This is a genomic window from Polaromonas sp. P1_F9, assembly GCF_056405615.1.
On the sequence record NZ_JBFUBT010000006.1, the window covers coordinates 22545 to 45248 of the forward strand.

Annotated in this window: 21 protein-coding genes; 13 read left to right on the forward strand and 8 right to left on the reverse strand. The window is 62.5% G+C overall.

The window, feature by feature from the left end; translation table 11 throughout:
• Window positions 1-74: 74 nt before the first annotated feature.
• From AC1DYR_RS17500 to AC1DYR_RS17520, 5 genes are all read right to left on the reverse strand, one after another.
• The gene (locus AC1DYR_RS17500) at window positions 75-1469 is read right to left on the reverse strand and encodes a TRAP transporter large permease (protein ID WP_477706224.1); all 1395 of its coding nucleotides are present in this window, start codon (window positions 1467-1469) and stop codon (window positions 75-77) included.
• Window positions 1470-2045 carry a TRAP transporter small permease gene (locus AC1DYR_RS17505; RefSeq protein ID WP_477706225.1) on the reverse strand — a complete coding sequence of 192 codons (576 nt, stop codon included), beginning with the start codon at window positions 2043-2045 and terminating at the stop codon, window positions 1470-1472.
• Window positions 2046-2124: 79 nt separating this feature from the next.
• Complete coding sequence (locus AC1DYR_RS17510) at window positions 2125-3123, reverse strand: sialic acid TRAP transporter substrate-binding protein SiaP (RefSeq protein ID WP_477706226.1); 999 nt, start codon at window positions 3121-3123, stop codon at window positions 2125-2127.
• A gap of 354 nt (window positions 3124-3477) precedes the next feature.
• Window positions 3478-4443 (reverse strand): Bug family tripartite tricarboxylate transporter substrate binding protein, encoded by a 966-nt coding sequence (locus tag AC1DYR_RS17515; protein WP_477706227.1) that lies wholly within the window; start codon window positions 4441-4443, stop codon window positions 3478-3480.
• A gap of 74 nt (window positions 4444-4517) precedes the next feature.
• Entirely contained in the window at window positions 4518-5267 is a 750-nt protein-coding gene (locus AC1DYR_RS17520) for a FadR/GntR family transcriptional regulator (RefSeq protein WP_477706228.1), read from the reverse strand.
• Window positions 5268-5390: 123 nt separating this feature from the next.
• On the opposite strand from AC1DYR_RS17520, the gene AC1DYR_RS17525 reads away from it, so the two are divergent.
• The 13 genes from AC1DYR_RS17525 (at window position 5391) to AC1DYR_RS17585 (ending at window position 18813) form a co-directional block, all read left to right on the forward strand.
• The gene (locus AC1DYR_RS17525; protein WP_477668476.1) at window positions 5391-6125 is read left to right on the forward strand and encodes an SDR family oxidoreductase; all 735 of its coding nucleotides are present in this window, start codon (window positions 5391-5393) and stop codon (window positions 6123-6125) included.
• Window positions 6122-6868: an SDR family NAD(P)-dependent oxidoreductase gene (locus AC1DYR_RS17530; RefSeq protein ID WP_477706229.1), complete on the forward strand. Its 747-nt coding sequence runs from the start codon at window positions 6122-6124 to the stop codon at window positions 6866-6868. The genes AC1DYR_RS17525 and AC1DYR_RS17530 overlap by 4 nt, the downstream gene beginning before the upstream one ends.
• A gap of 23 nt (window positions 6869-6891) precedes the next feature.
• Window positions 6892-7740 (forward strand): fumarylacetoacetate hydrolase family protein, encoded by an 849-nt coding sequence (locus tag AC1DYR_RS17535; RefSeq protein WP_477706230.1) that lies wholly within the window; start codon window positions 6892-6894, stop codon window positions 7738-7740.
• 198 nt (window positions 7741-7938) lie between these two features.
• Window positions 7939-8658: a TetR/AcrR family transcriptional regulator gene (locus AC1DYR_RS17540; protein WP_477706231.1), complete on the forward strand. Its 720-nt coding sequence runs from the start codon at window positions 7939-7941 to the stop codon at window positions 8656-8658.
• A 16-nt stretch (window positions 8659-8674) separates the two neighbouring features.
• Window positions 8675-10471, forward strand: a complete 1797-nt coding sequence (locus AC1DYR_RS17545; RefSeq protein WP_477706232.1) for an acyl-CoA dehydrogenase C-terminal domain-containing protein — start codon at window positions 8675-8677, stop codon at window positions 10469-10471.
• A 29-nt stretch (window positions 10472-10500) separates the two neighbouring features.
• Window positions 10501-10935 carry a DUF2147 domain-containing protein gene (locus tag AC1DYR_RS17550; protein WP_477706233.1) on the forward strand — a complete coding sequence of 145 codons (435 nt, stop codon included), beginning with the start codon at window positions 10501-10503 and terminating at the stop codon, window positions 10933-10935.
• A 43-nt stretch (window positions 10936-10978) separates the two neighbouring features.
• A complete protein-coding gene (locus AC1DYR_RS17555; protein WP_477706234.1) occupies window positions 10979-13393 on the forward strand; it encodes a 3-hydroxyacyl-CoA dehydrogenase/enoyl-CoA hydratase family protein in 2415 nt (804 codons plus the stop codon).
• Between the two features lie 112 nt (window positions 13394-13505).
• On the forward strand, window positions 13506-14012 hold the full coding sequence (locus AC1DYR_RS17560) for a DUF4442 domain-containing protein (RefSeq protein ID WP_477706235.1): 507 nt from the start codon (window positions 13506-13508) through the stop codon (window positions 14010-14012).
• A 23-nt stretch (window positions 14013-14035) separates the two neighbouring features.
• Window positions 14036-15235 carry an acetyl-CoA C-acyltransferase gene (locus AC1DYR_RS17565; protein WP_457281174.1) on the forward strand — a complete coding sequence of 400 codons (1200 nt, stop codon included), beginning with the start codon at window positions 14036-14038 and terminating at the stop codon, window positions 15233-15235.
• A gap of 90 nt (window positions 15236-15325) precedes the next feature.
• On the forward strand, window positions 15326-16183 hold the full coding sequence (locus AC1DYR_RS17570) for an alpha/beta hydrolase family protein (RefSeq protein ID WP_477706236.1): 858 nt from the start codon (window positions 15326-15328) through the stop codon (window positions 16181-16183).
• 43 nt (window positions 16184-16226) lie between these two features.
• Entirely contained in the window at window positions 16227-17105 is an 879-nt protein-coding gene (locus AC1DYR_RS17575; protein ID WP_477706237.1) for an alpha/beta hydrolase family protein, read from the forward strand.
• A 28-nt stretch (window positions 17106-17133) separates the two neighbouring features.
• On the forward strand, window positions 17134-17958 hold the full coding sequence (locus tag AC1DYR_RS17580) for an acyl-CoA thioesterase (RefSeq protein WP_477706238.1): 825 nt from the start codon (window positions 17134-17136) through the stop codon (window positions 17956-17958).
• Window positions 17959-18015: 57 nt separating this feature from the next.
• On the forward strand, window positions 18016-18813 hold the full coding sequence (locus tag AC1DYR_RS17585; protein ID WP_477706239.1) for an enoyl-CoA hydratase: 798 nt from the start codon (window positions 18016-18018) through the stop codon (window positions 18811-18813).
• Window positions 18814-18862: 49 nt separating this feature from the next.
• Here AC1DYR_RS17585 and amaB read toward each other — a convergent pair whose 3' ends face one another.
• Genes amaB through AC1DYR_RS17600 form a run of 3 tightly spaced genes read right to left on the reverse strand, consistent with a single transcriptional unit; the run spans window position 18863 to window position 22640 of the window.
• A complete protein-coding gene (amaB, locus tag AC1DYR_RS17590; protein WP_477706240.1) occupies window positions 18863-20374 on the reverse strand; it encodes an L-piperidine-6-carboxylate dehydrogenase in 1512 nt (503 codons plus the stop codon).
• A complete protein-coding gene (locus AC1DYR_RS17595) occupies window positions 20371-21615 on the reverse strand; it encodes an aminotransferase-like domain-containing protein (RefSeq protein WP_477706241.1) in 1245 nt (414 codons plus the stop codon). The genes amaB and AC1DYR_RS17595 overlap by 4 nt, the downstream gene beginning before the upstream one ends.
• A complete protein-coding gene (locus AC1DYR_RS17600) occupies window positions 21612-22640 on the reverse strand; it encodes a 2-oxoadipate dioxygenase/decarboxylase family protein (RefSeq protein WP_477706242.1) in 1029 nt (342 codons plus the stop codon). Before AC1DYR_RS17600 ends, AC1DYR_RS17595 begins: the two co-directional genes overlap by 4 nt.
• Window positions 22641-22704 lie beyond the last annotated feature (64 nt).

Genomic DNA, 22704 nt, shown 5'->3' on the forward strand with positions numbered 1-22704 from the left:
GGCTTCGCCGGGCCGCAGGTGGCGCCCCCTCGAAGGGGAGGCGCCGAAGGCGTCTCAGGGTGATTGTTTCACTTTCAGTAAAACATCTTCGGCAACCAGAGTACCAATTTGGGGAAATAGGTGATGATGACCAGGCTGCCCAGCAGCGGAAACAGCCAGGGCAGGATGGCGATGGTGGTCCGTTCCACCGACAGCTTGGCCACGCGGGCCAGCACAAACAACACCATGCCCATGGGCGGATGCAGCAGGCCGATCATCAAATTCAGCACCATCACCAGCCCGAAGTGGATCGGGTCCACACCCAGCTGCGTGGCAATCGGCACCAGGATTGGCACCAGAATCGTGATGGCTGCGGTCGGCTCAAGGAAGCAGCCCACAAACAGCATCAGCAAATTGGCCAGTAGCAGGAAGACCCAGGCCTCCTTGGTGAAATCCAGCACCCATTTGGCGATGTCGGTGGTCACGCCGGTGGCGGTGAGCATCCAGCCGAAGATCGATGCCGCGGCCACAATGAACAGCACGGTGGAGGTGGTCTCGACCGTATCAAGGCAGACCTTCACAAAGCTCTTGAAGGTCAGCGTGCGGTACCAGGCAAACCCGAGGATCAGCGCCCAGACGCAGGCGGCAATCGCGCCTTCCGTGGGGGTGAAGATGCCGGTGGTCATGCCACCTATCAGCAGCACGGGCGTCATGATGGGCAAGACGGCCTGGAAATTGAAGGCTTTGTCGGCCGCAAACAGCGCTACCAGTGCGACGGCCACGGTGATCTGCGGCGGAAAGTTAAGTTTGCCGATCAGCAGCCACAACAGCAACGGCCATCCCACGACCACGGCGGTCTCCACCAGCGCCTTGTTCAGGCGGCTCCATGCGAAGGGGACGTCGGCACCCCAACCGTTCTTGTGCGCGAAGTAAGCCACCGTCAGCATCATCAGGATGGCCATCATGACACCCGGCAAAATGCCCGCCAGAAATAGCGCGCCGACGCTGACATTGGCCATCATGCCGTAGATCACAAAGGGCAGGCTGGGCGGAATGATGGGGCCCAGTGTGGCCGACGCTGCCGTCACACCCACCGCAAACTCGGTGCTGTAGCCGTGGTCCTTCATGGCCTTGATTTCGATCGTGCCGAGGCCGGCTGCATCGGCAATGGCGGTGCCGCTCATGCCGGCAAACACCACCGAGCCGACGACGTTGACGTGGCCCAGCCCGCCCTTCATCCAGCCGACCAGCGCCAGTGCGTAGTTGTAGATGCGGTTGGTGATACCGGCGTTGTTCATCAGGTTGCCGGCCAGGATGAAGAACGGCACGGCCAGCAGCGGAAAACTATCGATGCCGCTGACCATGCGGTGAACCACCACAAAGGGCGGCGAGCTGTTGGTGAACAGGATGTAGACCAGCGACGCCCCGGCCATGGCCATGGCCACCGGCAGGCCGCCGCTCATCAGGAAGAGAAAAATAACCTTCAACATTCAGCGGTCCTCCATCGTGGATTCAGGGCGTTCCAGCACGCTGTAGCCGCGCTGCAGGTGAATGCGCATGACCCAGACCGAGCGCACGGCCATGGCCGCAAACCCCACCAGGCAAACGCCATACACCAGGTTCATCGGCAGGTCGATGATGGTCATCTTGTAGTTGCCCATCTTGTCCATCATTTGCCAGGTCAGCACGACCATGGCGCCCAGGAAGGCGATGCGCAGCACATCGGTCAGCAGGGCCATGGCCCGTGCCAGCCACGTGGGCATGAAGCGGTAGAAGAAGTCGACCTGGATATGGTTGTTCTTGGCCACGCCGATGGCGGCGCCGACGAAGACGGTGGCAATCAGCAGGTAGCGTGCGATTTCTTCCGTCCAGGCGGCGGAATCGTTCATCACATAACGCGTGAAGAACTGGTAGAAAACCGTCAGGCCCAGTGCCCAGAAGAAAAACAGCGCCGCCCAGGCTTCAACGGGCGTGTCGGACAGGTCAACGGCTTCATCCGTGGCGTGGAACTCGCCGTCGTCGCCCATGACCTTGGGCAGGGCGTCAATGTCGGGAATGGAAGTCATGATGGTGAAGTATTGGGTAATGAGGCCCTTTCCTCCGGTGGAGGAAAGGGCGTGAAGTGCAGGCCCAGGAAGGCAAGACTTATTTGATGGCCTGGATGCGGTCCCAGTCCTTCCGGTCGTAGCCCATCGAGGCCATGTCCACGGCCTTGACGATGTGATCGCGGAACTCGTCCTTGTTGACCGTAATCATGTTGATGCCTTTTTTCTTGAACTCGTCCACCAGTTCGGCTTCACGTTTCTGGATGTCGGCCGTGGCTTTGGCGGCCGCTTCCTGCATCACATCCGTGAAGACTTTCTTGTCGGCATCGCTGAGCTTGGTCCAGACATGGGGGCCGATCTGCGTGACCAGCGAATCGAGGATGTGGCCGGTCAGGATGATGTTCTTCTGGACTTCATAGAACTTCTTGGCTTCGATGGTGGGCAGCGGATTTTCCTGCGCGTCGACCGTACCGTTTTGCAGAGCCAGGTAGACCTCGGCAAAAGCGATTGGCGTCGGGTTGGCGCCGCAGGCGCGTGGCAGGGCCATGTAGGCCGGCACGTCGGGCACGCGCATTTTCAGGCCCTTCATCTCTTCGCAGGTCTTGAAGGGTTTGTTGCTGGTGGAGTGGCGCGCGCCGTAGTAGGTGACGGCCACGGTCTGGACCCCGGTCTTCTGCTTGTAGCCGTCGGTCAGTTCCTTGAAGACGTCGCTTTTCGCGTATTTCAGCAGGTGCTCCGGGTCGCGGAAGGTGTAGGGGTAGTAGGCCACGCCGATGCGCGGAAAGCTCCGGGCCGCAAAGGAAGCGCCCGAGATGATGATGTCGACGGTGCCCAGCTGCAGGCCCTGGTTGATGTCGCTTTCCTTCCCCAGCGTGGAAGCCGGGAACACCTGGATCTCGTAGCGGCCGCTCGTGCGCTTCTTGATTTCGTCGGCGGCCCAGACCGACCACTTGTGGTAAGCCTCGGAGGTCTCATAGACGTGCGCCCATTTCAGCTTGGTCTGCGCCGATGCGATGCCGGAAAAGCCCACAGTGCCTGCCAGTAGGGCGCAAGCGGCTATGGTTTTGATAGCGAATCTTTTTTTATTGAATGCGTTCATGTTGTCTCCTCGAAGGGTGGTTGCTGGCAGAAAGGAAATCGACGATGCGCGCCAGCGCGCACCCTCGTGAAGCCTGGGGTCTGAGCCTGTTCAATGTCTAAACGAGGCCGCGTTGGGATGCAATCGCGATGAGTGGGCCGACCGGGCACGCCGCATGGGCTCATGCCCATGCAAGTGACCGGGTGGCTCAATCGCGCGATTTCACCCCAACCCGGAGGGCAAGTGCCTTCTCGGGCGGTCTGCGTCGTTGCGGCGCTAGCCCATAGCCGGGCTATGGGCGTCGCACCGCGCCTTGCATCCCATCCCGAGAAGGTGCTTGCGCGGCCTCGTTTAGACATTGAACAGGCTCATTGCTCAGTTCTTCAGGTTGAGCTTGGTCACAAGTTGTTTGAAGTTGTCGTTGTCGCGCACCATTTGCGCCTTGAAGGCAGGGCCGTCGGCATAGGCGTAGCCAAGGTTCAGTTTGTCCATCACTTCGCGCATGATGGGCTCTTCGGCCGCCTTTTTGCTGAAGGTCCGGATGGTTTCCACGACTTCAGGCGGTGTGCCTTTGGCCACGCCCAGGCCGCGCCAGGTGCCGATGGACAGGTCGATGTTGCGTTCCTTGAGGGTGGGCACGCTCTCAAAACCCTTGACGCGCTGGTCGGCCATCACACCCAAAATCTTCAGCTTGCCGGCCGCCACATGCACGGCAACCTCAGCCGGGCTCACGCCTACTGCGTCCACATGACCGCCCAGCAGGGCCAGCACGGCGGGGCCTGCGCCCTGGTAGGGGATGTGGTTGAACTTCGCGCCGGTTTTTTCTTCCAGCGACGCGGCCGCCAGGTGCCAGATCGAGCCGTTGCCGGCGTTGCCGACCTTCACGTCGCTGCCGGTCTTTTTGGCGGCGGCGAGGAACTCTTCAATCGTGTTGTAGGGTGAGTCCGCTTTCACGGTGATGGCAGCCGGGTCGGCATTCAGGCGGGCAATGGGGATGAAGTCGTCCTGTGTGATCCTGGTGATGCCCATGTGCGGCAGGATGGTTACCTCCACAAACAGCATGGCAATCTTGTAGCCGTCGGGCTTGGCGTTGACCACGTCGGCCAGGCCGATAGCGCCGCTGGCGCCGGGTTTGTTATAGACCACAAGCGATTGCGTGGTGTATTTCTTGGCGGCTTCGGCATAGGCGCGCGCCAGCGAGTCGGTGCCGCCGCCAGGCTGGAAGGCCACCATCACTTCAATGGGCTTGTTCGGGTAGGCCTGCGCCCAGGTGTTGCCGCAAAGGCTGGTGAGCGCCATAAGGGCTGTCGCCAGCAATTTGCGGGGTGTCAGAAACTTCATGCTTGTCTCGCTTTCGTTTTTTTGTTGGAAGGGAAATCAGGAGTGAGGTGAGCGCTGAAAGAAATCGCGACGAGTCATTTCTTTTGTACCTCCTGGTTTTTGGTCCGGCTCCAGCTCACGCTGAAACGCTTGTGCGACTGGTCCATGTGCGCATGCATGGCCGCACGCGCGGCATCCGGGTCATGGTTGCGCACCGCATCAAAAATGGCCTGGTGCTCCGCAATCGCCGAGCGCCAGGATTCAACGGTTTCAAAATGCCCGCCCAGCCGCTCGAACAACGGGCCGCGACGCGAGTCCCAGAAGCGCTGTATGGTTTCAATCAGCACCACGTTGCCGCAAGACTCGACGACGGCGGTATGAAAAGCGCGGTCGCCTTCCAGCGGCAGAACGCCGCGGTCGGCGTCAAGCTGCATGCTGGCGATGGCCTTGTCCATCGCGTCCATGTGTTTGCGCTTGGCCTGGGTCGCGGCCATGGCGGCGACTTCGCCTTCCACCACGCGGCGGGCGCGTATCAATTCCAGAGGTCCCCATTCGTCGGGCGATATCTGCTCGGCCCGGCCACTTCCATTGCCGTCGTGGCTGGCAGGCTTGCTTCGGTCCAGAACATAGACACCCGAGCCGGTGCGTACTTCGACCCAGCCTTCAACCTCCATCGCGATCAGCGCTTCGCGCACCGAAGGCCGGCTTACGCCCAGCTGGCGCGCCAGGTCGCGTTCGGCCGGCAGGCGCGCGCCTACGGCCCATTCGCCGGCCGAGATCAGTGAGCGCAGCTGCTCGGCGATCTGGCGGTAAAGGCGTTGCGGTTCGACGGTTTGCAGGGGCATGGAGGGAAAACGATGGAAAAGTGGGGTTTTAAGGGTTAGCCAGAATTGGACAAGTGGTAAGACCAATTAATAATCCCATGAAACCCCCGGGACAACATCCGGCAAAACCCTGTAGGAGTGAAGATGAGACTTGAAGGAAAAAAAGCGCTGGTTACCGCAGCCGGCCAGGGAATCGGCCATGCCACAGCGCTGGCGCTGGCGGCCGAAGGCGCGCAGGTCTGGGCCACCGACCTGAAACCCGAGCTGCTGGAAAGCTACAAAGGGGCGGCCAACATCACGGCGCTGCCCCTGGACGTGCTGGACAAGGCGGCGATCCAGAAACTGGTAGGCGGCCTGCCGCCCATGGACATTCTTTTTAACTGCGCCGGTTTTGTCCACGGGGGCACAGCCCTGCAGGCCACCGATGCCGACCTTGAGTTCGCCTTCAACCTCAACGTGCGGGCCCAGTTCTGGATGATCCAGGCCGTGCTGCCCGGCATGCAGGCCAAAAAGGGCGGCAGCATTGTCAACATGGCCAGCGTCTGCAGCAGCATCAAAGGCCTGCCCAACCGGTTTGTGTATGGCACCACCAAGGCGGCCGTGATTGGCCTCACCAAAAGCGTCGCGGCCGACTTTGTGGCCGATGGCGTGCGCTGCAATGCAATTTGCCCTGGTACGGTAGACACGCCTTCGCTGCAGGACCGTATCAATGCCAACGAGGATCCCGTGGCGGCCCGCAAGGCCTTCATCGCACGCCAGCCGTTAGGGCGCCTGGCGCAGGCGCATGAGATTGCCCCGCTGGTGGTCTTTCTGGCCAGCGACGAGGCTGCTTTTGTGACCGGCCAGGCCTACAACGTGGACGGTGGCATCACCATATGAACCAGCTGGACCTGAAAGGGCGCCATGCGGTCATCACCGGTGGTGCGGTCGGCCTGGGTTTTGCGGTGGCTCAGCGCATGCTGGCGTCGGGCGGCACGGTGACGCTGTGGGACATCAACCCCGAGGCACTGGCCGCGGCCAGGGGCGCGCTGGGCGCCGGGGTGCATACTGTGGCCGTCGATGTGGCCAGCCACGCTAGCGTGGTGGACGCGGTCCAGCAAACCGTTTCGCATAACCCGGCCATCGATGCGCTTGTCAACTCGGCCGGCATCACCGGCCCCAACGTCAAGCTGTGGGACTACCCGCCCGAGCAATGGATGCAGGTGCAGCAGGTCAACCTCAACGGCTTGTTCTTCTGCTGCCGTGAAATCGTGCCGCACATGCGTGCACGCAACTATGGCCGTATCGTCAACGTCGCCTCGGTGGCCGGCAAGGAGGGCAACCCGAATGCCAGCGCCTACAGCGCGAGCAAGGCCGCGGTGATCGCCCTGACAAAATCCCTGGGCAAGGAACTCGCCGATACCGGCGTGCGCGTCAATTGCATCACACCGGCCGCGGTGAAAACGCCGATTTTTGAGCAGATGACGCCCGAGTTCATACAGTTCATGCTTTCTAAAATCCCCATGGGCCGCTTCGGCACGCCTGATGAGGTGGCCGCCATGGTTGGCTGGCTGTGCACTGAAGATTGCTCGTTCTCAACCGGCGCCGTTTTCGATCTGTCGGGCGGACGTTCTACATACTGAATCATTAACCAGAAGGAAAAACCATGAAACTCGTTCGCTATGGCAACCCCGGCAAGGAAAAGCCCGGCCTTATTGATGCCAACGGCAAGCTGCGCGATCTGAGCGCTGTCATCAAGGACATCGGCCCCGATCAGCTTGGCGATGCTGCGATTGCCAAACTGCGCAAGCTCAAGGCCGACAAGCTGCCGCTGGTCAAAGGGTCGCCGCGTTACGGCAGCCCGGTCAATGGCGTGCCCAAGTTCATCGCCATCGGCCTGAACTACGCTGACCACGCGGCCGAATCGGGCTTGCCGATTCCCGCCGAGCCGGTGGTTTTCATGAAAGCCACCAGCTGCATCCAGGGCCCGAACGATCCCATCATGCTGCCCAAGGGCTCGGTCAAGACCGACTGGGAAGTCGAGCTCGGCGTGATCATCGGCAAGACAGCGCGTTACGTGTCGCAAAAGGAAGCGCTCGACTACGTGGCCGGCTACTGCACCATCAACGACGTGAGCGAGCGCGAGTTCCAGATTGAGCGCGGCGGCACCTGGGACAAGGGCAAAGGCTGCGACACCTTCGGCCCGCTCGGCCCCTGGCTGGTCACGCGCGATGAAGTGCCCAACCCGCAAAAGCTGGGCCTGTGGCTGGAAGTGAACGGCAAGCGCGTGCAAAACGGCAACACCAAGACCATGATCTTCAGCGTCGCCAAAATCGTCAGCTACGTGAGCCAGTTCATGACGCTGGAGCCCGGCGATGTCATCACTACAGGCACGCCACCCGGCGTAGGTTTGGGCATGAAGCCGCCTGTGTACCTGAAGAAGGGCGACAAAATCTCCCTGGGTATTGAAGGCCTGGGCGAGCAGCATCAAACCGTTGTGCCCTACAAGAAGTAGCCACCACGTTTTCCATCTCGTGTAATGCGCCGCCCTCTGCGGGGGGCTACACGAAGTGGGCCGTAAGGGGGTGGACCAATAGCGAGGGTTTACCCGTGTTGGTCCTAGGCCGAATGCCCTAGAAAAGCCTATGGCCTTTGCATGGTCATCAAAGTGTTGCAAAATAGAACGACCGTTCGTTTTATTTTGTAGCACCTCATGGCCATCACAGAACTTCCCGCTAAAGCCTCCCGCGCCCCGGCAACGGGCAGCGCCGTGGCCAAAAGCCAGCAAAAAGGCCAGCAGACCAAGGCCGCCATCGTGGATGCCGCGCTGGGCCTGGCCACGCAGATCGGGCTGGAAGGCCTGAGCATTGGCGCGCTGGCCGAGGTCATGCGCATGAGCAAGTCGGGCGTGTTCGCCCATTTCGGCTCGCGCGAAGAACTGCAGATTTCCGTCATCCGTGAATACCACGTGCGCTTTGAAGAAGAGGTCTTCTTCCCGGCCCTGCAGCAGCCGCGCGGCCTGCCGCGTCTGGCGGCGCTGTTTCACAACTGGATGAAGCGCACCTCGCTCGAAATCGATTCGGGCTGCCTTTACATCAGCGGCGCCGTTGAATTTGACGACAGGCCCGGCCCGGTGCGCGACGCGCTGGCGGGCTCGGTGCGCACCTGGCTGGCGGCCATGTACCGCGCCGTGGTGCAGGCCAAAGAGGCCGGTCACCTGCATGCTGACGCCGACGAGCACCAGATGGCGTTTGAAATCCACGGCCTGATCCTGGCGCTGCACTACGAAGCCCGCTTCCTGAAGACGCCCGGCTCCATGGACCGCGCCAACACAGGCTTTGCCAACATCCTGACGCGTTATGGCAGCAACGCCTCCCTTTCCACCTTGCCGAAGAAAGCTTCCAGCAAGGCATCCCCTTCCAAACCAGTTTAAGCAAAAGGAATCCACCATGCCCCAGTACAGCCCGCCCCTGCGCGACATGCAATTCGTCATGCACGAAGTGCTCAAGGTCACCGATGAGTTCAAGGCCATTCCCAAGCATGCAGACGTTGACGTGGAAACCATCAACGCGGTGCTCGAAGAAGCCGGCAAGTTCGCTGCCGAGGTGACCTTTCCGCTGAATATCAGCGGCGATGAAGAGGGCTGCAAGCTCGACAAGACCACGCACGAAGTCACGCCGCCCAAAGGCTTCAAGGAAGCTTACGCGCAGTACGTCGAAGGCGGCTGGGCCGCGCTCAGCTGCGACCCGGAATACGGCGGCCAGGGCCTGCCGTTTGTGCTGAACCAGTGCCTCTACGAAATGCTCAACTCGGCCAACCAGGCCTGGACCATGTACCCGGGGCTGTCGCACGGCGCCTATGAAGCCCTGCATGCGCACGGTACCGACGAGCAGAAAAAACTCTACCTGCCCAAGCTCACCAGCGGCGAATGGACAGGCACCATGTGCCTGACCGAGCCGCATTGCGGCACCGACCTGGGCCTGTTGCGCACCAAGGCCGAGCCGCAGCCTGACGGCACCTACCGCCTGACTGGCAACAAGATCTTCATCAGTGCCGGTGAACACGACATGGCCACCAACATCGTGCACCTGGTGCTGGCCCGCCTGCCTGACGCGCCCCAGGGCAGCAAAGGCATCAGTCTCTTCGCCGTGCCCAAGTTCAACATAGGCAAAGATGGCGCTCTTGGTTCGCGCAATGGCATTTACTGTGGCGGCCTGGAGCACAAGATGGGCATCCACGGCAACGCCACCGCGCAGATGGTGCTCGAAGACGCTGTCGGCACCATGGTGGGCGCGCCCAACAAGGGCCTGGCCGCCATGTTCGTGATGATGAATGCCGCCCGCCTGGGCGTGGGCAACCAGTCACTGGGCCTGACCGAAGTGGCCTTTCAAAATGCGCTGGCCTACGCCAAAGACCGCATCCAGATGCGTTCGCTCTCCGGCGTCAAGGCCAAAGACAAACCGGCTGACCCCATCATCGTGCACCCCGATGTGCGCAAGATGCTGCTGACAGCCAAGGCCTATGCCGAGGGCGGCCGCGCGCTGGCGATCTATTGCACGCTACTGCTCGACAAGGAACTGCACCACCCCGACGAAAAAGTGCGCAAGGATTCCGGCGAAATCGTCGCCCTGCTCACGCCCATCGTCAAAGCCTTCCTGACCGACAACGGCCACATCTCGACCAACGCCTGTATGCAGGTCTTCGGCGGCCACGGTTTCATCAAAGAGTGGGGCATGGAACAGTTTGTGCGCGACAACCGCATCAACATGATTTACGAAGGCACCAACACCATCCAGTCGCTGGACCTGCTGGGCCGCAAGGTACTGGGCAACAACGGCGCCACGCTGAAGAAATTCGGCAAGGTCATCGGCGCCCTGATCGCCGAGGAAGGCGTCAACGAAAAGATGGCCGAGTTCATCAACCCGCTGGCTTATCTGGCCGACCAGATGACCAAGTTCACCACCGAGCTGGGCTTCAAGGGCTTCCAGAACCCCGACGAAGTGGGCGCCGCCGCAGTGGACTACCTGCGCGTGGCCGGCCACCTGGTGTTTGGTTACTTCTGGGCATTGATGGCGCAAACCGCGCTGCGTGAAATTGCTGCCGGCAACACGGACAAGTTCTATGTCGCCAAACTGCAGACCGCACGTTTTTACTTCGCCAAGCTGTTCCCCGAAACCGCGACGCTGATGCGCACCGCGCGCTCGGGCAGCAAGGCGCTGATGGAAACTGACGAAGCGCTGGCCTGAGTCTTTTGAATAAATCAACGGGAGACACCATGAAACGCAAACTGCTGATGATTGTTTTGGGCTTGATGGCTATCCCGGCGCTGGCCCAGAACACGCCGGTCGGCCTCTGGCGCGGCTTTGACGAAAAAACCGGCGACCCGAAAGTCGAAATCCGCATCGCTGAAGCCGGCGGCGTGCTCAACGGCAAGGTCGAAAAACGCCTGTCCCCCGGCGTCAAGCCCGACGACGTGTGCACCGAATGCAGCGATGACCGCAAGGACAAGCCCCGGCTAGGCCTCGAGATCATTCGCGGCGCCAAGAAGTCGCCCGACGGCGATGTCTGGGAGGGCGGCAAGATCCTCGACCCCGATAACGGCAAAAGCTACTCCCTCAAGATGACCCCGATTGAAGGCGGCAAGAAGATGGAAGTCCGCGGATTCATCGGCCCCTTCGGCCGTACCCAGACCTGGATCCGTGTGCAGTAAGCACAGCGGCTCTCCATCCACTCAGATTCAGAGAAAGAACTCCATGTCACGATTCCAAGTCAAGAAAGTCGCCGTCCTCGGCGCAGGCGTCATGGGCGCGCAGATTGCCGCCCACCTGGTCAACGTCAAGGTGCCCGTGATCCTGTTCGACCTGCCTGCCAAGGAAGGCCCGAAAAACGGTATCGTCATCAAGGCGGTCGAAAGCCTCAAGAAGCTCAAGCCCGCACCACTGGGCGTGCCTGAAGACGCGGCGCTGATCCAGCAGGCCAACTACGAAGAGAACATGGAGCTGCTCAAGGAATGCGACCTCATCATCGAGGCGATTGCCGAGCGCATGGACTGGAAGACTGATCTGTATCACAAGATCGCGCCCTTCATTGCCGAAGGTGCCATCGTGGCCAGCAACACCTCGGGCCTGTCGATCACCAAGCTGAGCGAGGCGCTGCCTGAATCCATCAAACCGCGCTTTTGCGGCATTCACTTCTTCAACCCGCCGCGCTACATGACGCTGGTGGAGCTGATCAACACGCCGACCACCGAACCCAAGGTGCTGGACGACCTGGAGGCCTTTGTCACCAGCGCGCTGGGCAAGGGCGTGATCCGTGCGCACGATACGCCCAACTTCATCGCCAACCGCGTGGGTATCGCCAGCATGCTGGCTACCATCAAGGAAGCCGAAACTTTCGGTCTGACCTATGACGTGGTCGACGACCTCACCGGCAAGAAGCTGGGCCGCGCGAGCTCGGGCACCTTCCGCACCGCCGACGTGGTGGGCCTGGACACCATGGCCCACGTCATCAAGACGCTGCAAGACAACCTGGGCCCCGGCAAGGTCGAAGACCCGTTCTCCGATGTCTACGGCACGCCGCCCGTGCTGGCCAAGTTGCTCCAATCCAAAAGCCTGGGCCAGAAGACCGGCGCCGGCTTCTATAAAAAGCAAGGCCGCGACATCCTGCGCCTGGACCCGGAGAGCATGGAATACGTGCCCGCCGGCGCCAAGGCCAATGAAGTCGTCGGCCGCGTGCTGAAGAAGCCCGCGGGCGAACGCCTCAAGCTCTTGCGCGAAGCCGAAGGCGCTGAAGCGCGTTTTCTCTGGGCCATCCTGCGCGACCAGTTTCACTATGCTGCGGTGCACCTGGAAAGCATCGCCGAAACCGCACGCGACATCGACTTCGCCATGCGCTGGGGCTTTGGCTCCAAGCAGGGCCCGTTCGAACTCTGGCAACAGGCCGGCTGGAAGCAGGTCGCGACCTGGATCCAGGAAGACATTGACGCCGGCAAGGCGCTGTCCAAGGCGCCGCTGCCTGACTGGGTGTTCAAGGGCCCGGTGGCCGACGCCGCTGGCGTGCACACGGCCGAAGGCTCGTGGAGCGCCTCGGCCAAAAAATTCATCCCGCGCCGCAAGCTGCCGGTGTATGAGCGCCAGTTCTTCCCCGAAGACGTGCTCGGTGCCAAGGCACCTGCTTTTGAGACGGCAGGCACCACGCTGCATGAAGACGACGCGATCCGCCTCTGGACGCTGGAAGGTGCGGATGGCGACGTGCTGATCGCCAGCATCAAGACCAAGATGCACGCCATCAGCCCGGACGTGGCCGAAGGTCTGGCGATGGGTGTGGACCTGGCCGAGAAAAGCTACAAGGGCATGGTGATCTGGTCTAACGATGAGATGTTCTCCGCAGGCGCCGACCTGCAGGCCATGCTGCCCGCCTTCATGATGGGCGGCGCCAAGGCGATCGAGGGCGCTGAGGCCGAACTGCAGAACGTGATGCTCAAGCTGCGCTACGCGGCGGTTCCCGTGGTGTCGGCCATACGCGGCTTGGCGCTGGGCGGTGGCTGCGAAATGGCGGTGTACTCCGCCAAACGCGTGGCTGCGATGGAAAGCTATATCGGCCTCGTCGAAGTCGGCGTGGGCCTGGTGCCCGGCGCCGGTGGCCTGGCCTACATCGCCCGCCGTGCAGCGGAGAACGCCGGCACCTCGACCAACAAGGACATCCTGCCTTTCCTCACCGAAGGCTTCACGGCCGCCGCGATGGCCAAGGTGGGCACCAGTGCCATCGAAAGCCGCAAGATCGGTTACCTGCTCGACAGCGACGTGATCGTGCCGAACAAGGACGAGTTGCTGTTCGTGGCGCTGAATGAAGCGCGCGCACTGTTCAACTCCGGCTACCGTGCGCCGCACAAGCGCCAGTTCCCGGTGGTGGGCCGCAGCGGCCTGGCCACCATCAAGGGCCAATTGGTCAATATGCGCGACGGCGGCTTCATCAGTGCGCACGACTTCCACATCGCCAGTCTGATCGCCGGCGTGGTGTGCGGCGGTGATGTCGATGCCGGCACGCTGGTGACGGAAGAGTATTTGATGACGCTGGAGCGCAAGGCGTTCTGCTCGCTGCTCGAACACCCGAAAACGCAAGAGCGAATCATGGGAATGATGAGCACCGGCAAACCAGTCAGAAACTGATGAACACCCCCATCGGACACTCACTGCGTGTAGCGCCTTTCCCCCTTGCAGGGGGCAACGCCTGCGGCCCGGCAAAGCCGGTTCCGCGGCGTTTGCTGGCCGGGAGAAGTTCATGAGCGACCAACAACCCAACCGTCTGGTGCGGCAGCTGCAGCGGCTTGAGGAAGTACCGGCGTTTGCCCGGGGCTGGTTCCGCAGCGTGGTGCTGCGCCGTGCCGTGCCATTCACCGGCACCGCCGGCCTGGACTTTATTGAGATGGGCACGGGCCGGGTCGAGATCGGCATCAGGAACGAGAAGAAGGTGCAGAACCACATCGGCGGCGTGCATGCTTCGGCCATGAACCTGCTGGCGGAAACCGCCACCGGCATGGTGGTCGGCATGAATGTGCGCGACGACTGCATCCCGCTGGCCAAGGAACTCAAGATGGCGTTCAAGAAGCGCGCCACCGGCGCCCTGCGCGCGGTGGCCACCTTAAGCGACGAGCAGCGCGCCACCATGCAGGCCAGCGACAAGGGTGAAGTCAATGTGCCGGTCCTCGTGACCGATGAAGCCGGCGTCAACCCGGTCGAATGCGAATTTGTCTGGGCCTGGATTCCCTCCGGCCCACGGAAAAGTTAACCGAGAAATTGAAGGAAACCATCATGGCCAAACAAGTCCAGGAAGCCTACATCGTCGCCGCCACCCGCACGCCCATCGGGCGCTCGGGCCGCGGCTATTTCCGCAACATGCGGCCCGACGACCTGCTGGTCAAGGCGCTGCAGGCCGCGCTGGCGCAAGTGCCCTCGCTGGACCCGAAGGCGATTGAAGACATCATCTGCGGCTGCGCGATCCCCGAAGGCCCGCAAGGCCTGAACGTGGCGCGCATCGGCGCGGTGCTGGCGGGCCTGCCCACCAGCGTGGGTGGCATCACCGTCAACCGCTTTTGCGCCTCCGGCCTCTCGGCCATCCAGATGGCGGCCGACCGCATCCGTGTGGGCGAAGCCGACGTGATGATCGCCGCCGGCACCGAGAGCATGAGCATGGTACCCATGTCGGGCAATTCTCCTTCGCTATCGCCCAATATGTTCATGAATGACGAGAACGTCGGCATCGCCTACGGCATGGGCCTCACGGCCGAAAAGGTGGCGCAGCAATGGAAAGTTTCGCGCGAGGCGCAGGACCAATTCGCGCTCGAGTCGCACCTCAAAGCCATCAAGGCGCAGCAGGCTGGCGAGTTCAGCAACGAGATCACGCCGGTTGAGGTGACCGACCGCACCGCCAACCTGGAAACCGGTGAAGTCATCAGCAAGACCCGCACCGTGAGCCTGGATGAAGGCCCACGGCCCGATACCTCGCTGGAAGGCCTGGCCAAACTCAAGACGGTGTTTGCCGCGCGCGGCTCAGTCACCGCCGGCAACAGCTCGCAGACCTCCGATGGTGCGGGTGCGCTGGTATTGGCCAGCGAAAAGGCCGTCAAGGACTTCGGCCTGAAGCCGCTCGCCCGCTTTGTCAGCTACGCCGCCAAGGGCGTGCCGCCCGAGATCATGGGCATTGGCCCGATCGAAGCCATCCCCGCAGCCTTGCGTTATGCCGGCCTCAAGCAGGAAGACATCGACTGGTTTGAATTGAACGAAGCCTTTGCCGCGCAGTCGCTGGCCGTCATCAACACGCTCAAGCTCGATGCCAGCAAGGTCAACCGCATGGGCGGCGCGATCGCGCTGGGCCATCCCCTGGGCGCGACCGGTGCGATCCGCGCCGCGACTGTGATCCACGCATTGCATCGCCACCAGCTCAAGTACGGCATGGTCACGATGTGCGTGGGGATGGGTCAGGGCGCTGCGGGTATTTTCGAGCGCGTGTAAGGCCGTCGGCGGCGGCCCCACTGTCGCGCTTGCGGCAGCGGTTATGGCAGCTGCGGGGCAGACTGGGCTTTTCCTGACTGGAGACAGAAGATGGAGCGAATCACGGTTCTGACCCAGGACTCCTGGGCGCTGGCAGCGACGGTGTTTGCAGCGGATCCCGCGGGAGGCGAGGTCCGCGGCGGTGTACTGCTGGTCGGTGCGATGGCCACGCCCCAGCAACATTACGAGCCCTTCGCCCGCTGGCTGGCCGCGCAAGGCTTTACCGTGCTGACGCTCGACTACCGCGGCACTTTTGCCTCCGGCGGTGAGCGCGTGGCGTCCACCGATGCCACCTTCGATACCTGGGGCCAGCAGGACGTGAGCGCCGCTGCCCGGTTCCTGCGGCAACGCGTGCCGGACCTCCCGCTTTACTACCTGGGGCACAGCCTGGGCGGGCAATTGTTTGCCAGCTCCGAAACTACGCACCTCTTTCAGCGTGCCGTGCTGGTTGCCAGTGGCAGCGGTTACTGGCCGCGCCTGCGCAAAGCGGTGCCGCGTTGGGGCCTGTTTGCCGCCACCCAGATCTGGGCGCCCTTGCTGGTGCCGTTGTTCGGTTATTTCCCGGGCCGAAAACTGCGCAAGGTTGGCAACATTCCCGCAGGTGTGATGCGGCAATGGACTCGCTGGTGCCGCCATCCGGACTACCTGGCGCGTGATGCCCATCAGCGTGAACGTTTTGAACGCGTGCAGACGCCCATCACCTACTTCAACTCAAGCGATGACGAGGTCTTTTCACAGTGGTCGTCAGACCGGTTTGTGGCCTTGTTCGGTGCGCGGCGTGAGCCGGTGCAATGCATGACGCTTGACCCCGAAAATCTGGGTGTCAGGCATATAGGCCACTTCGGCTACTTTCGCGACAAGCTGCGTGCCAGCTTCTGGCCGCAGCTTGTGCAACATCTTCACGCCTGATGCGTGTGCCCGAGTTCAGTTCATCCATTTACAGGAGCATGTGATGCAGATGCAGATCCTCAGTTCAGGCACGGCGCAACTGTCCACTCGCGTTTATGCGCCTTCTTCGCCTGCGCGTGCCAGCGTGGTCATCGGTGGCGCCATGGGGGTGCGGCAAGATTACTACGCACCGTTTGCGCAATGGCTTTCTGCCCAGGGCTTTTGCGTCACCACTTTTGACTACCGGGGTTCGGGCGAATCCTTGCCCAACACAGCCAGCGGCAGCCTGCGCGGTTTCAAGGCCGACCTGCTCGACTGGGCCGCCGATTACGAGGCTGTGGTGGATGCCGCCAAGGCAGCCTTGCCGGATGCACCGCTTTACCTGCTAGGTCACAGCCTGGGTGCGCAGCTGCCGGGTTTCCTGAAGAATCAGGACAAGATCGATGGCTTGGTCAGCATCGCGGCGGGAAGCGGTTACTGGCGCGACAACGCGCCGCAGCTCAGGCGCCTGATTTTGTACTTCTGGTATGTGCTGGTGCCATTGGCCACGCGCCTTTGCGGTTATTTCCCCGGGCGCAGGCTCAAAAAAGTTGGTGACCTGCCAGCCGGCGTGATGCTGCAGTGGCGCAAGTGGTGCCTGGATCCGCACTACAGCGTGGGGGCCGAGGGAGAAAGCGCACGGCTGAGTTATGGGCGGGTCAGTTTTCCGGTGACCGCGCTGTCCATGACAGACGACGAGCTGATGACCTGGCGCGGCACGCAAAACCTCATCAACCTGTACAGCAATGCACCGCGCAGCTTTGAACGCATCGCGCCGGCAGATCTGAAGGTCAGGCGCATCGGGCATTTTGGCTTCTTCCGGGAACAGTTCAACCAGACCTTGTGGCCGCGCGCCCAGCAGATCATCGACGGCATGACCGGTGCCACCAAAGCCCCGGTTTGAACCGGCAAGCGCCATCACACCTGCCGACATGACAAGCACGCATTCTTTTGACGACGCGCTCAGGCTTGAAGCCGCCGGCAGCGACAGGCCCGACACCTGGCTGGGTCACAGCAGCCCCGCGTACTGGAACATGGTGGGACCCTTCGGCGGCACTACAGCGGCAACGGCCCTGCGCGCCATTTTGCTGCACCCGGCACTGTTGGGCGAGCCGGTGGCGCTGACTGTGAACTATGCAGCGGCCATGGCAGAAGGCCCGTTCACCGTCACGGCCAGGCCCGCCCGCACCAACCGTTCCACCCAGCACTGGGTGGTGCAGCTTTCGCAGGACGGCGATGCCGGAGACGCCGTGATGACTGCCACGGCCGTCACAGCTGCGCGCCGCGAAACCTGGAGTGCCAACGACACGCCCATGCCCGCGGTCACGCTGGCCGACGCTTCGGGCAGGCTGCGGTTTTCAACATCCGCATGGACGAGTCGCTACGACATGCGGCCGGTGCGCGGCGCCATACCGCAGGTCTGGGACGGCAGCGGCGATGAAAGCCTCACGCAGCTGTGGGTGCGCGACGACCCGCCGCGCCCGCTCGATTTCCCGGCGCTGGCGGCCATGTCTGACGTGTTCTACCCGCGCGTCTGGCTGCGCCGCGCCACGCGCGTGCCCGCAGGTACGGTTTCCATCACCACTTACTTCCATGCGGACAGCCGAGAGCTAGCGCAATGCGGCGACGGCTTCCTGCTGGGCCAGGCCCGGGCCCAGGCCTTTCGCAACGGCTTTTTTGATCAGACTGCGCAGCTGTGGAGCGAAGCAGGCGTGCTGCTGGCTACCAGCACGCAGGTTGTCTATTACAAAGAATAGGCCCGCAGGCAGCGTGCATGGCCGGCCGCCTACACTTGCGTCTTAACGGAAAACACCATGAACACTCCCACCCCCATTTCCACCGGCAGCATTCCCGAAATCCTGAGCCATATCGATGCAGGCGTGATGACCATCACGCTCAACCGTGTGGACAAAAAAAACTCCATCACCTCTGCGATGTACGGCGCCATGGCCGACGCACTGGAGTCGGCCCACCACGATGCGGCTGTGCGTGTGGTGGTGATCCAGGGGCATGAAACCATTTTTTCCGCCGGTAACGATATCGGCGATTTCCTGAACAAGCCGCCTTCAACGCCCGATTCGCCGGTCTTCCGTTTTCTGCGCGGCATCAGCAGCTTTCCCAAACCGCTGATAGCCGCTGTGTGCGGCCCCGCAGTCGGCATTGGCACCACGCTGCTGCTGCATTGCGACCTGGTCTATGCGGGCGACAACGCCGCATTTTCCATGCCTTTCGTCAACCTGGGCCTGTGCCCTGAAGCTGCTTCGAGCTTTCTGGTGCCGCAGCTCATGGGCTACCCACGTGCTGCCGAGGCACTGCTGCTGGGCGACCCCTTTATGGCCGAGACCGCACTCGAGATCGGCCTGATCAACCGCATCGTGCCGCCCGCCGAAGCCAATGCACTGGCCCAGCGTCAGGCGCAAAAGCTGGTCGCCAAACCGCTCAGCGCGCTGATGGAAACCAAGCGCCTCATGAAAAAAGGCAACGCCACCCTCGTGGCAGAGCGTATGGCCGAAGAAGGCGTGAGTTTCGGCCGCATGCTGGGTGAGCCCGCGGCGCGCGAAGCCTTCTCTGCCTTCATGGAGAAGCGCAAGCCGGATTTCAGCGCCGTCTGAGTTTCTCGCTCCTTCCCCCGCTGGGGGAAAGAGAGGGGACTCGCGACTTTTAGATATCGAACCGGATCCCTTGTGCCAAAGGCAGGCTGCTGCCGTAGTTGACCGTGTTGGTCGCGCGGCGCATATAGGCCTTCCACGAATCGGAGCCCGACTCGCGTCCACCGCCGGTTTCTTTCTCACCACCAAAGGCACCACCGATTTCCGCACCGCTGGTGCCGATATTGACGTTGGCAATGCCGCAGTCGGAACCGCGCGCTGAGGTGAACTGTTCGGCTTCCCGCAAGTCCTGCGTGAAGACGGCCGACGACAGGCCGTGCGCCACGGCGTTGTTCAGTGCGATGGCTTCGTCAAAATTGTCGTAGGGAACCACATACAAAATCGGCGCGAAGGTCTCGTGCAGCATGGGGCCGGCCTGCTCCTTCAGTTCCACGATGGCGGGGCGCACATAGTGGGCTGATCCGTCGCCCGGTTGGCGCTCACCAAAATGCACGGTGGCGCCCAGCTTCTTCGCTTCGCCCAGGGCCGCTTGCATGGCGTCAAATGCGCGGCCATCGATCAACGGGCCGACCAGCGTGCCGTCTTTGAGCGGGTTGCCGATGGGCAGGCGTTCAAAGATGGCCACCAGGCGTTTGACCAGCTCCGGGTAAATCGAGCGGTGCACGATCAGGCGGCGCAGGCTGGTGCAGCGCTGGCCCGCGGTGCCGGCCGCGGCGAAAGCCGCGCCGCGCACCACCAGTTCCAGGTTGGCCGACGGGCAGACGATGGCGGCGTTGTTGCCGCCCAGCTCCAGCAGTGAACGCTTGAAGAGGCCCGCACAGGCAATGGCCACGTTCTTGCCCATGGCGGTGGAGCCGGTGGCGCTCACCAGTTTCACATGCGGGTGCTTGACCAGCGCCTCGCCGGTAGCGCGCTCGCCGATCAGCAATTCGCTCAGGCCTTCTGTCGCCAGGCCCAGGTCTTTCGCCGTTTGCAGCAACAGGCCGTTGAGTGCGATGGCCGACAGCGGCGTTTTCTCCGAGGGCTTCCAGGCCAACGTGTTGCCGCACACCAGTGCCAGCGCCGCGTTCCAGGCGAACACCGCCATCGGAAAGTTAAAGGCCGAAATGATGCCGACCACGCCCACGGGGTGCCAGGTTTCCAGCAGCTTGTGGTCGGGACGCTCGCTGGCAATCGTGAGGCCGTAGAGTTGGCGCGAAAGGCCCACGGCGAACTCGCAGATGTCGATGACTTCCTGCACCTCGCCCAGGCCTTCCTGCAAAATCTTGCCGGTCTCCAGAGAGATCAACTGGCCCAACTCGGCCTTGTGGCGGCGCACGGTTTCACCAAAAGCGCGCACCAGCTCACCGCGTTTGGGTGCGGGCACATTGCGCCAGTCGATGAAGCGCTGGTGGGCGTTGTTCAGTGCGCTGTCGACTTCGTTGGCGCTGTGGATGGCTACGCGCGCCAGGAGGCTGCCGTCGATGGGGGTGACCACTTCGATGGCCGCGGACGCCTTGCTGCCGAGGTCGGTGTTGACGCCCAGGGTTTTAAAGAGGGATGAAACGTCGCTGGAGTGACTCATGCGGAAGTCCTTTCGTGGGTTGTCCTGAAATCGGAAGCGGTGCAGGTGGCGAGGCTTTGCAGCCCGCGGCCCAGCCGTTCGGCGCCTTGTTGCAACGCGGCCGGTGATGGGTTGGCAAAACTCAAACGCAACCAGGGTTGTGCGGCGTTGCCGATGCTGAAGGCGGCGCCTGGTACTACCAGCACTCGATGCCGAAGACCGAAGTCCACCCAATCTTGTGTAGGCAACAGGGGCAAGTCGCTGCGCAGCTGTGCCCAGACAAACATGCCGCCTTGCGGCGCATCGAATTCGAGCAGCCCGCCGGCATGCGCGCGCAAGGCATCGGTCAGCATGGTTCCTTTTGCTGCGTAGGCTTTGCGCAGCATGTCCAGGTGCGATGTGATGCGATGGGAGTCCAGCATGGCTGCGAGCGTCAATTGCTCCAGCGAACCGCTGTGCACATCGGCCGCCTGCTTGGCCAGCACCACTGCGCGCAGGATGTCTGCAGGCGCGAGCAGCACACCCAGGCGAAGGGCAGGGGCCACCACTTTGGAATAGCTGGTCATGTAGGCGACCTGGGCGGGCGAGCCGGCCTGCTGGTTGAGTTGTGCGAGCGGAGGCGGCGGCGCCTCGCCAAACCATAACTCACCATACGGGTCGTCTTCCATCAAGGTCACGCCGTATTGCGCGGCCAGTTCGAGCAGGCGCACGCGCCGCGCCAGCGGCATCACGGCGCCGGTCGGGTTGGCAAAGTTGGGCACCACATACAGCACGCGCGGGCGTTCGGCCTGCAGGATGGGTTCGAGCCGGCCGATATCCATGCCGTGTGCATCTGTTGGAACTTCAATCAGCCGCGCACCCGCAAAACGGAAAGCCTGCAACGCGGCCGGGTAGTTGAACGATTCCACCGCGGCGCCTTCGCCCGGCTCGATCAGCACGCGCGTCAGCAAATCAATGGCTTGCTGCGAGCCGGTGGTGATGAGCAGCTCGGCCGCCTTGGCCGTCAGGCCTCGCTGGTTGAGAAGGGCGGCGCTGGCTTCGCGCAATTCGGGCAAGCCTTCCGTCGCGCCGTATTGCAGGCTGCGGCCCTGCAGTTTGCTGGTCACGTCCTGCAGCGATTCACGCAGCCAGTCGGCCGGCAACAGCGCCGGGTCGGGATGCCCGCCTGCCAGAGAAATCATGCCCTCCTGGCCGGCCAGCGCCAGCATGGCGCGTATGGGTGAACCGCTGGCTTGCGCGTAAAGTGCGCGCACAGCACTCATGCGCGTGCGGCCGTCATGCCGAAAATGCCGGTGGCGTTGCCAGCGTCAAAAGCCAGGTCCAGCCGAGGCACCTGCACGGAGTCATTCGCCGCAATGGGTGTCAGTGCATCGCGTGTGATGAATTCATAGAAGGATCCCGGCACGTCGCGCGTGACGCGGCCTTGCGCGGTGATGAACTCGCGCTGCACCGTTGCGGCACGGAAGGCGGTCTGGCGCACACGGCCGCTGGCCGACACCTCGACCTTGTCCTTGATGGGCCGGCCCAGCGCGCGCTGGCGTTCGGCCACTGCGTCCACATCACTCACGCGGTCAGTCGCATGGTTGAAAGCATTGCCTTCGGTGGCAATCCACGCCATCTCGGCGGATTCGGCCAGCAGCAATTCATAGTCATCCATGCCAAACACGCCGTGCTGGCGGTCAAAGCACTGCAACAGTTGCGGCAACAAGCGCAGCGCCTGCGCCAGCGGCAATACACCGTCGCGTGTGAGTTGTTCGAGGTCCGCCACGTACTGCGGGCCCAACGGGTCACGTGAAGTCGACAGCACGCGCGTCACGGCCGACTGGAAGGGGGCAGAAAACTGCTCGGGGTGCAGCTCAGACACAAAGAACTGCGCGATCTCCTCGGGGAAGTCACGGTGGCAATACGCGCGGCCCGTCATCTTCAGGCGCGGCAGCGGGTAGGTACCTTGCAGTTCGAACCCCAGCGGGCGCAGCACGCGCGTAAAGGCTGCCTCACCCGCCGGCAGGGCGCCGCTGGGCCAGCGCACGGTGCGCAGCGCGCCGTGGTCAAACACCACCTGGCGATTTTGCGCCACCACGTCGCTGGCAATGTAGTCCTGCCCGGCCGGCACGCGCTGCACCAGGCCGTGGAACAGGGCCATGTTCAGCGCCTGGGCCAGCTCGGCCCGGGTGACGGTGCCCGAGGCGGCTTGCTGCAGCGACGGATGAACGTACATCTGCTCATGGATATCTTTGACAGCTTCGGCTGGCAGGCAGCAGGCGAGGAGCTTCTGGAGATGGGTCATTTCAGGAGTGTTGTTGGCAGGTGAAAGCCGGATTTTCGGTAGTTTCGGTGTCACGCACAAAGGA

Coding starts and splice junctions, on each gene's coding strand:
- AC1DYR_RS17500 (WP_477706224.1), bottom strand. CDS start 1,469: ATGTTGAAGGTTATTTTTCTCTTCCTGATGAGCGGCGGCCTGCCGGTG.
- AC1DYR_RS17505 (WP_477706225.1), bottom strand. CDS start 2,045: ATGACTTCCATTCCCGACATTGACGCCCTGCCCAAGGTCATGGGCGAC.
- AC1DYR_RS17510 (WP_477706226.1), bottom strand. CDS start 3,123: ATGAACGCATTCAATAAAAAAAGATTCGCTATCAAAACCATAGCCGCT.
- AC1DYR_RS17515 (WP_477706227.1), bottom strand. CDS start 4,443: ATGAAGTTTCTGACACCCCGCAAATTGCTGGCGACAGCCCTTATGGCG.
- AC1DYR_RS17520 (WP_477706228.1), bottom strand. CDS start 5,267: ATGCCCCTGCAAACCGTCGAACCGCAACGCCTTTACCGCCAGATCGCC.
- AC1DYR_RS17525 (WP_477668476.1), top strand. CDS start 5,391: ATGAGACTTGAAGGAAAAAAAGCGCTGGTTACCGCAGCCGGCCAGGGA.
- AC1DYR_RS17530 (WP_477706229.1), top strand. CDS start 6,122: ATGAACCAGCTGGACCTGAAAGGGCGCCATGCGGTCATCACCGGTGGT.
- AC1DYR_RS17535 (WP_477706230.1), top strand. CDS start 6,892: ATGAAACTCGTTCGCTATGGCAACCCCGGCAAGGAAAAGCCCGGCCTT.
- AC1DYR_RS17540 (WP_477706231.1), top strand. CDS start 7,939: ATGGCCATCACAGAACTTCCCGCTAAAGCCTCCCGCGCCCCGGCAACG.
- AC1DYR_RS17545 (WP_477706232.1), top strand. CDS start 8,675: ATGCCCCAGTACAGCCCGCCCCTGCGCGACATGCAATTCGTCATGCAC.
- AC1DYR_RS17550 (WP_477706233.1), top strand. CDS start 10,501: ATGAAACGCAAACTGCTGATGATTGTTTTGGGCTTGATGGCTATCCCG.
- AC1DYR_RS17555 (WP_477706234.1), top strand. CDS start 10,979: ATGTCACGATTCCAAGTCAAGAAAGTCGCCGTCCTCGGCGCAGGCGTC.
- AC1DYR_RS17560 (WP_477706235.1), top strand. CDS start 13,506: ATGAGCGACCAACAACCCAACCGTCTGGTGCGGCAGCTGCAGCGGCTT.
- AC1DYR_RS17565 (WP_457281174.1), top strand. CDS start 14,036: ATGGCCAAACAAGTCCAGGAAGCCTACATCGTCGCCGCCACCCGCACG.
- AC1DYR_RS17570 (WP_477706236.1), top strand. CDS start 15,326: ATGGAGCGAATCACGGTTCTGACCCAGGACTCCTGGGCGCTGGCAGCG.
- AC1DYR_RS17575 (WP_477706237.1), top strand. CDS start 16,227: ATGCAGATGCAGATCCTCAGTTCAGGCACGGCGCAACTGTCCACTCGC.
- AC1DYR_RS17580 (WP_477706238.1), top strand. CDS start 17,134: ATGACAAGCACGCATTCTTTTGACGACGCGCTCAGGCTTGAAGCCGCC.
- AC1DYR_RS17585 (WP_477706239.1), top strand. CDS start 18,016: ATGAACACTCCCACCCCCATTTCCACCGGCAGCATTCCCGAAATCCTG.
- amaB (WP_477706240.1), bottom strand. CDS start 20,374: ATGAGTCACTCCAGCGACGTTTCATCCCTCTTTAAAACCCTGGGCGTC.
- AC1DYR_RS17595 (WP_477706241.1), bottom strand. CDS start 21,615: ATGAGTGCTGTGCGCGCACTTTACGCGCAAGCCAGCGGTTCACCCATA.
- AC1DYR_RS17600 (WP_477706242.1), bottom strand. CDS start 22,640: ATGACCCATCTCCAGAAGCTCCTCGCCTGCTGCCTGCCAGCCGAAGCT.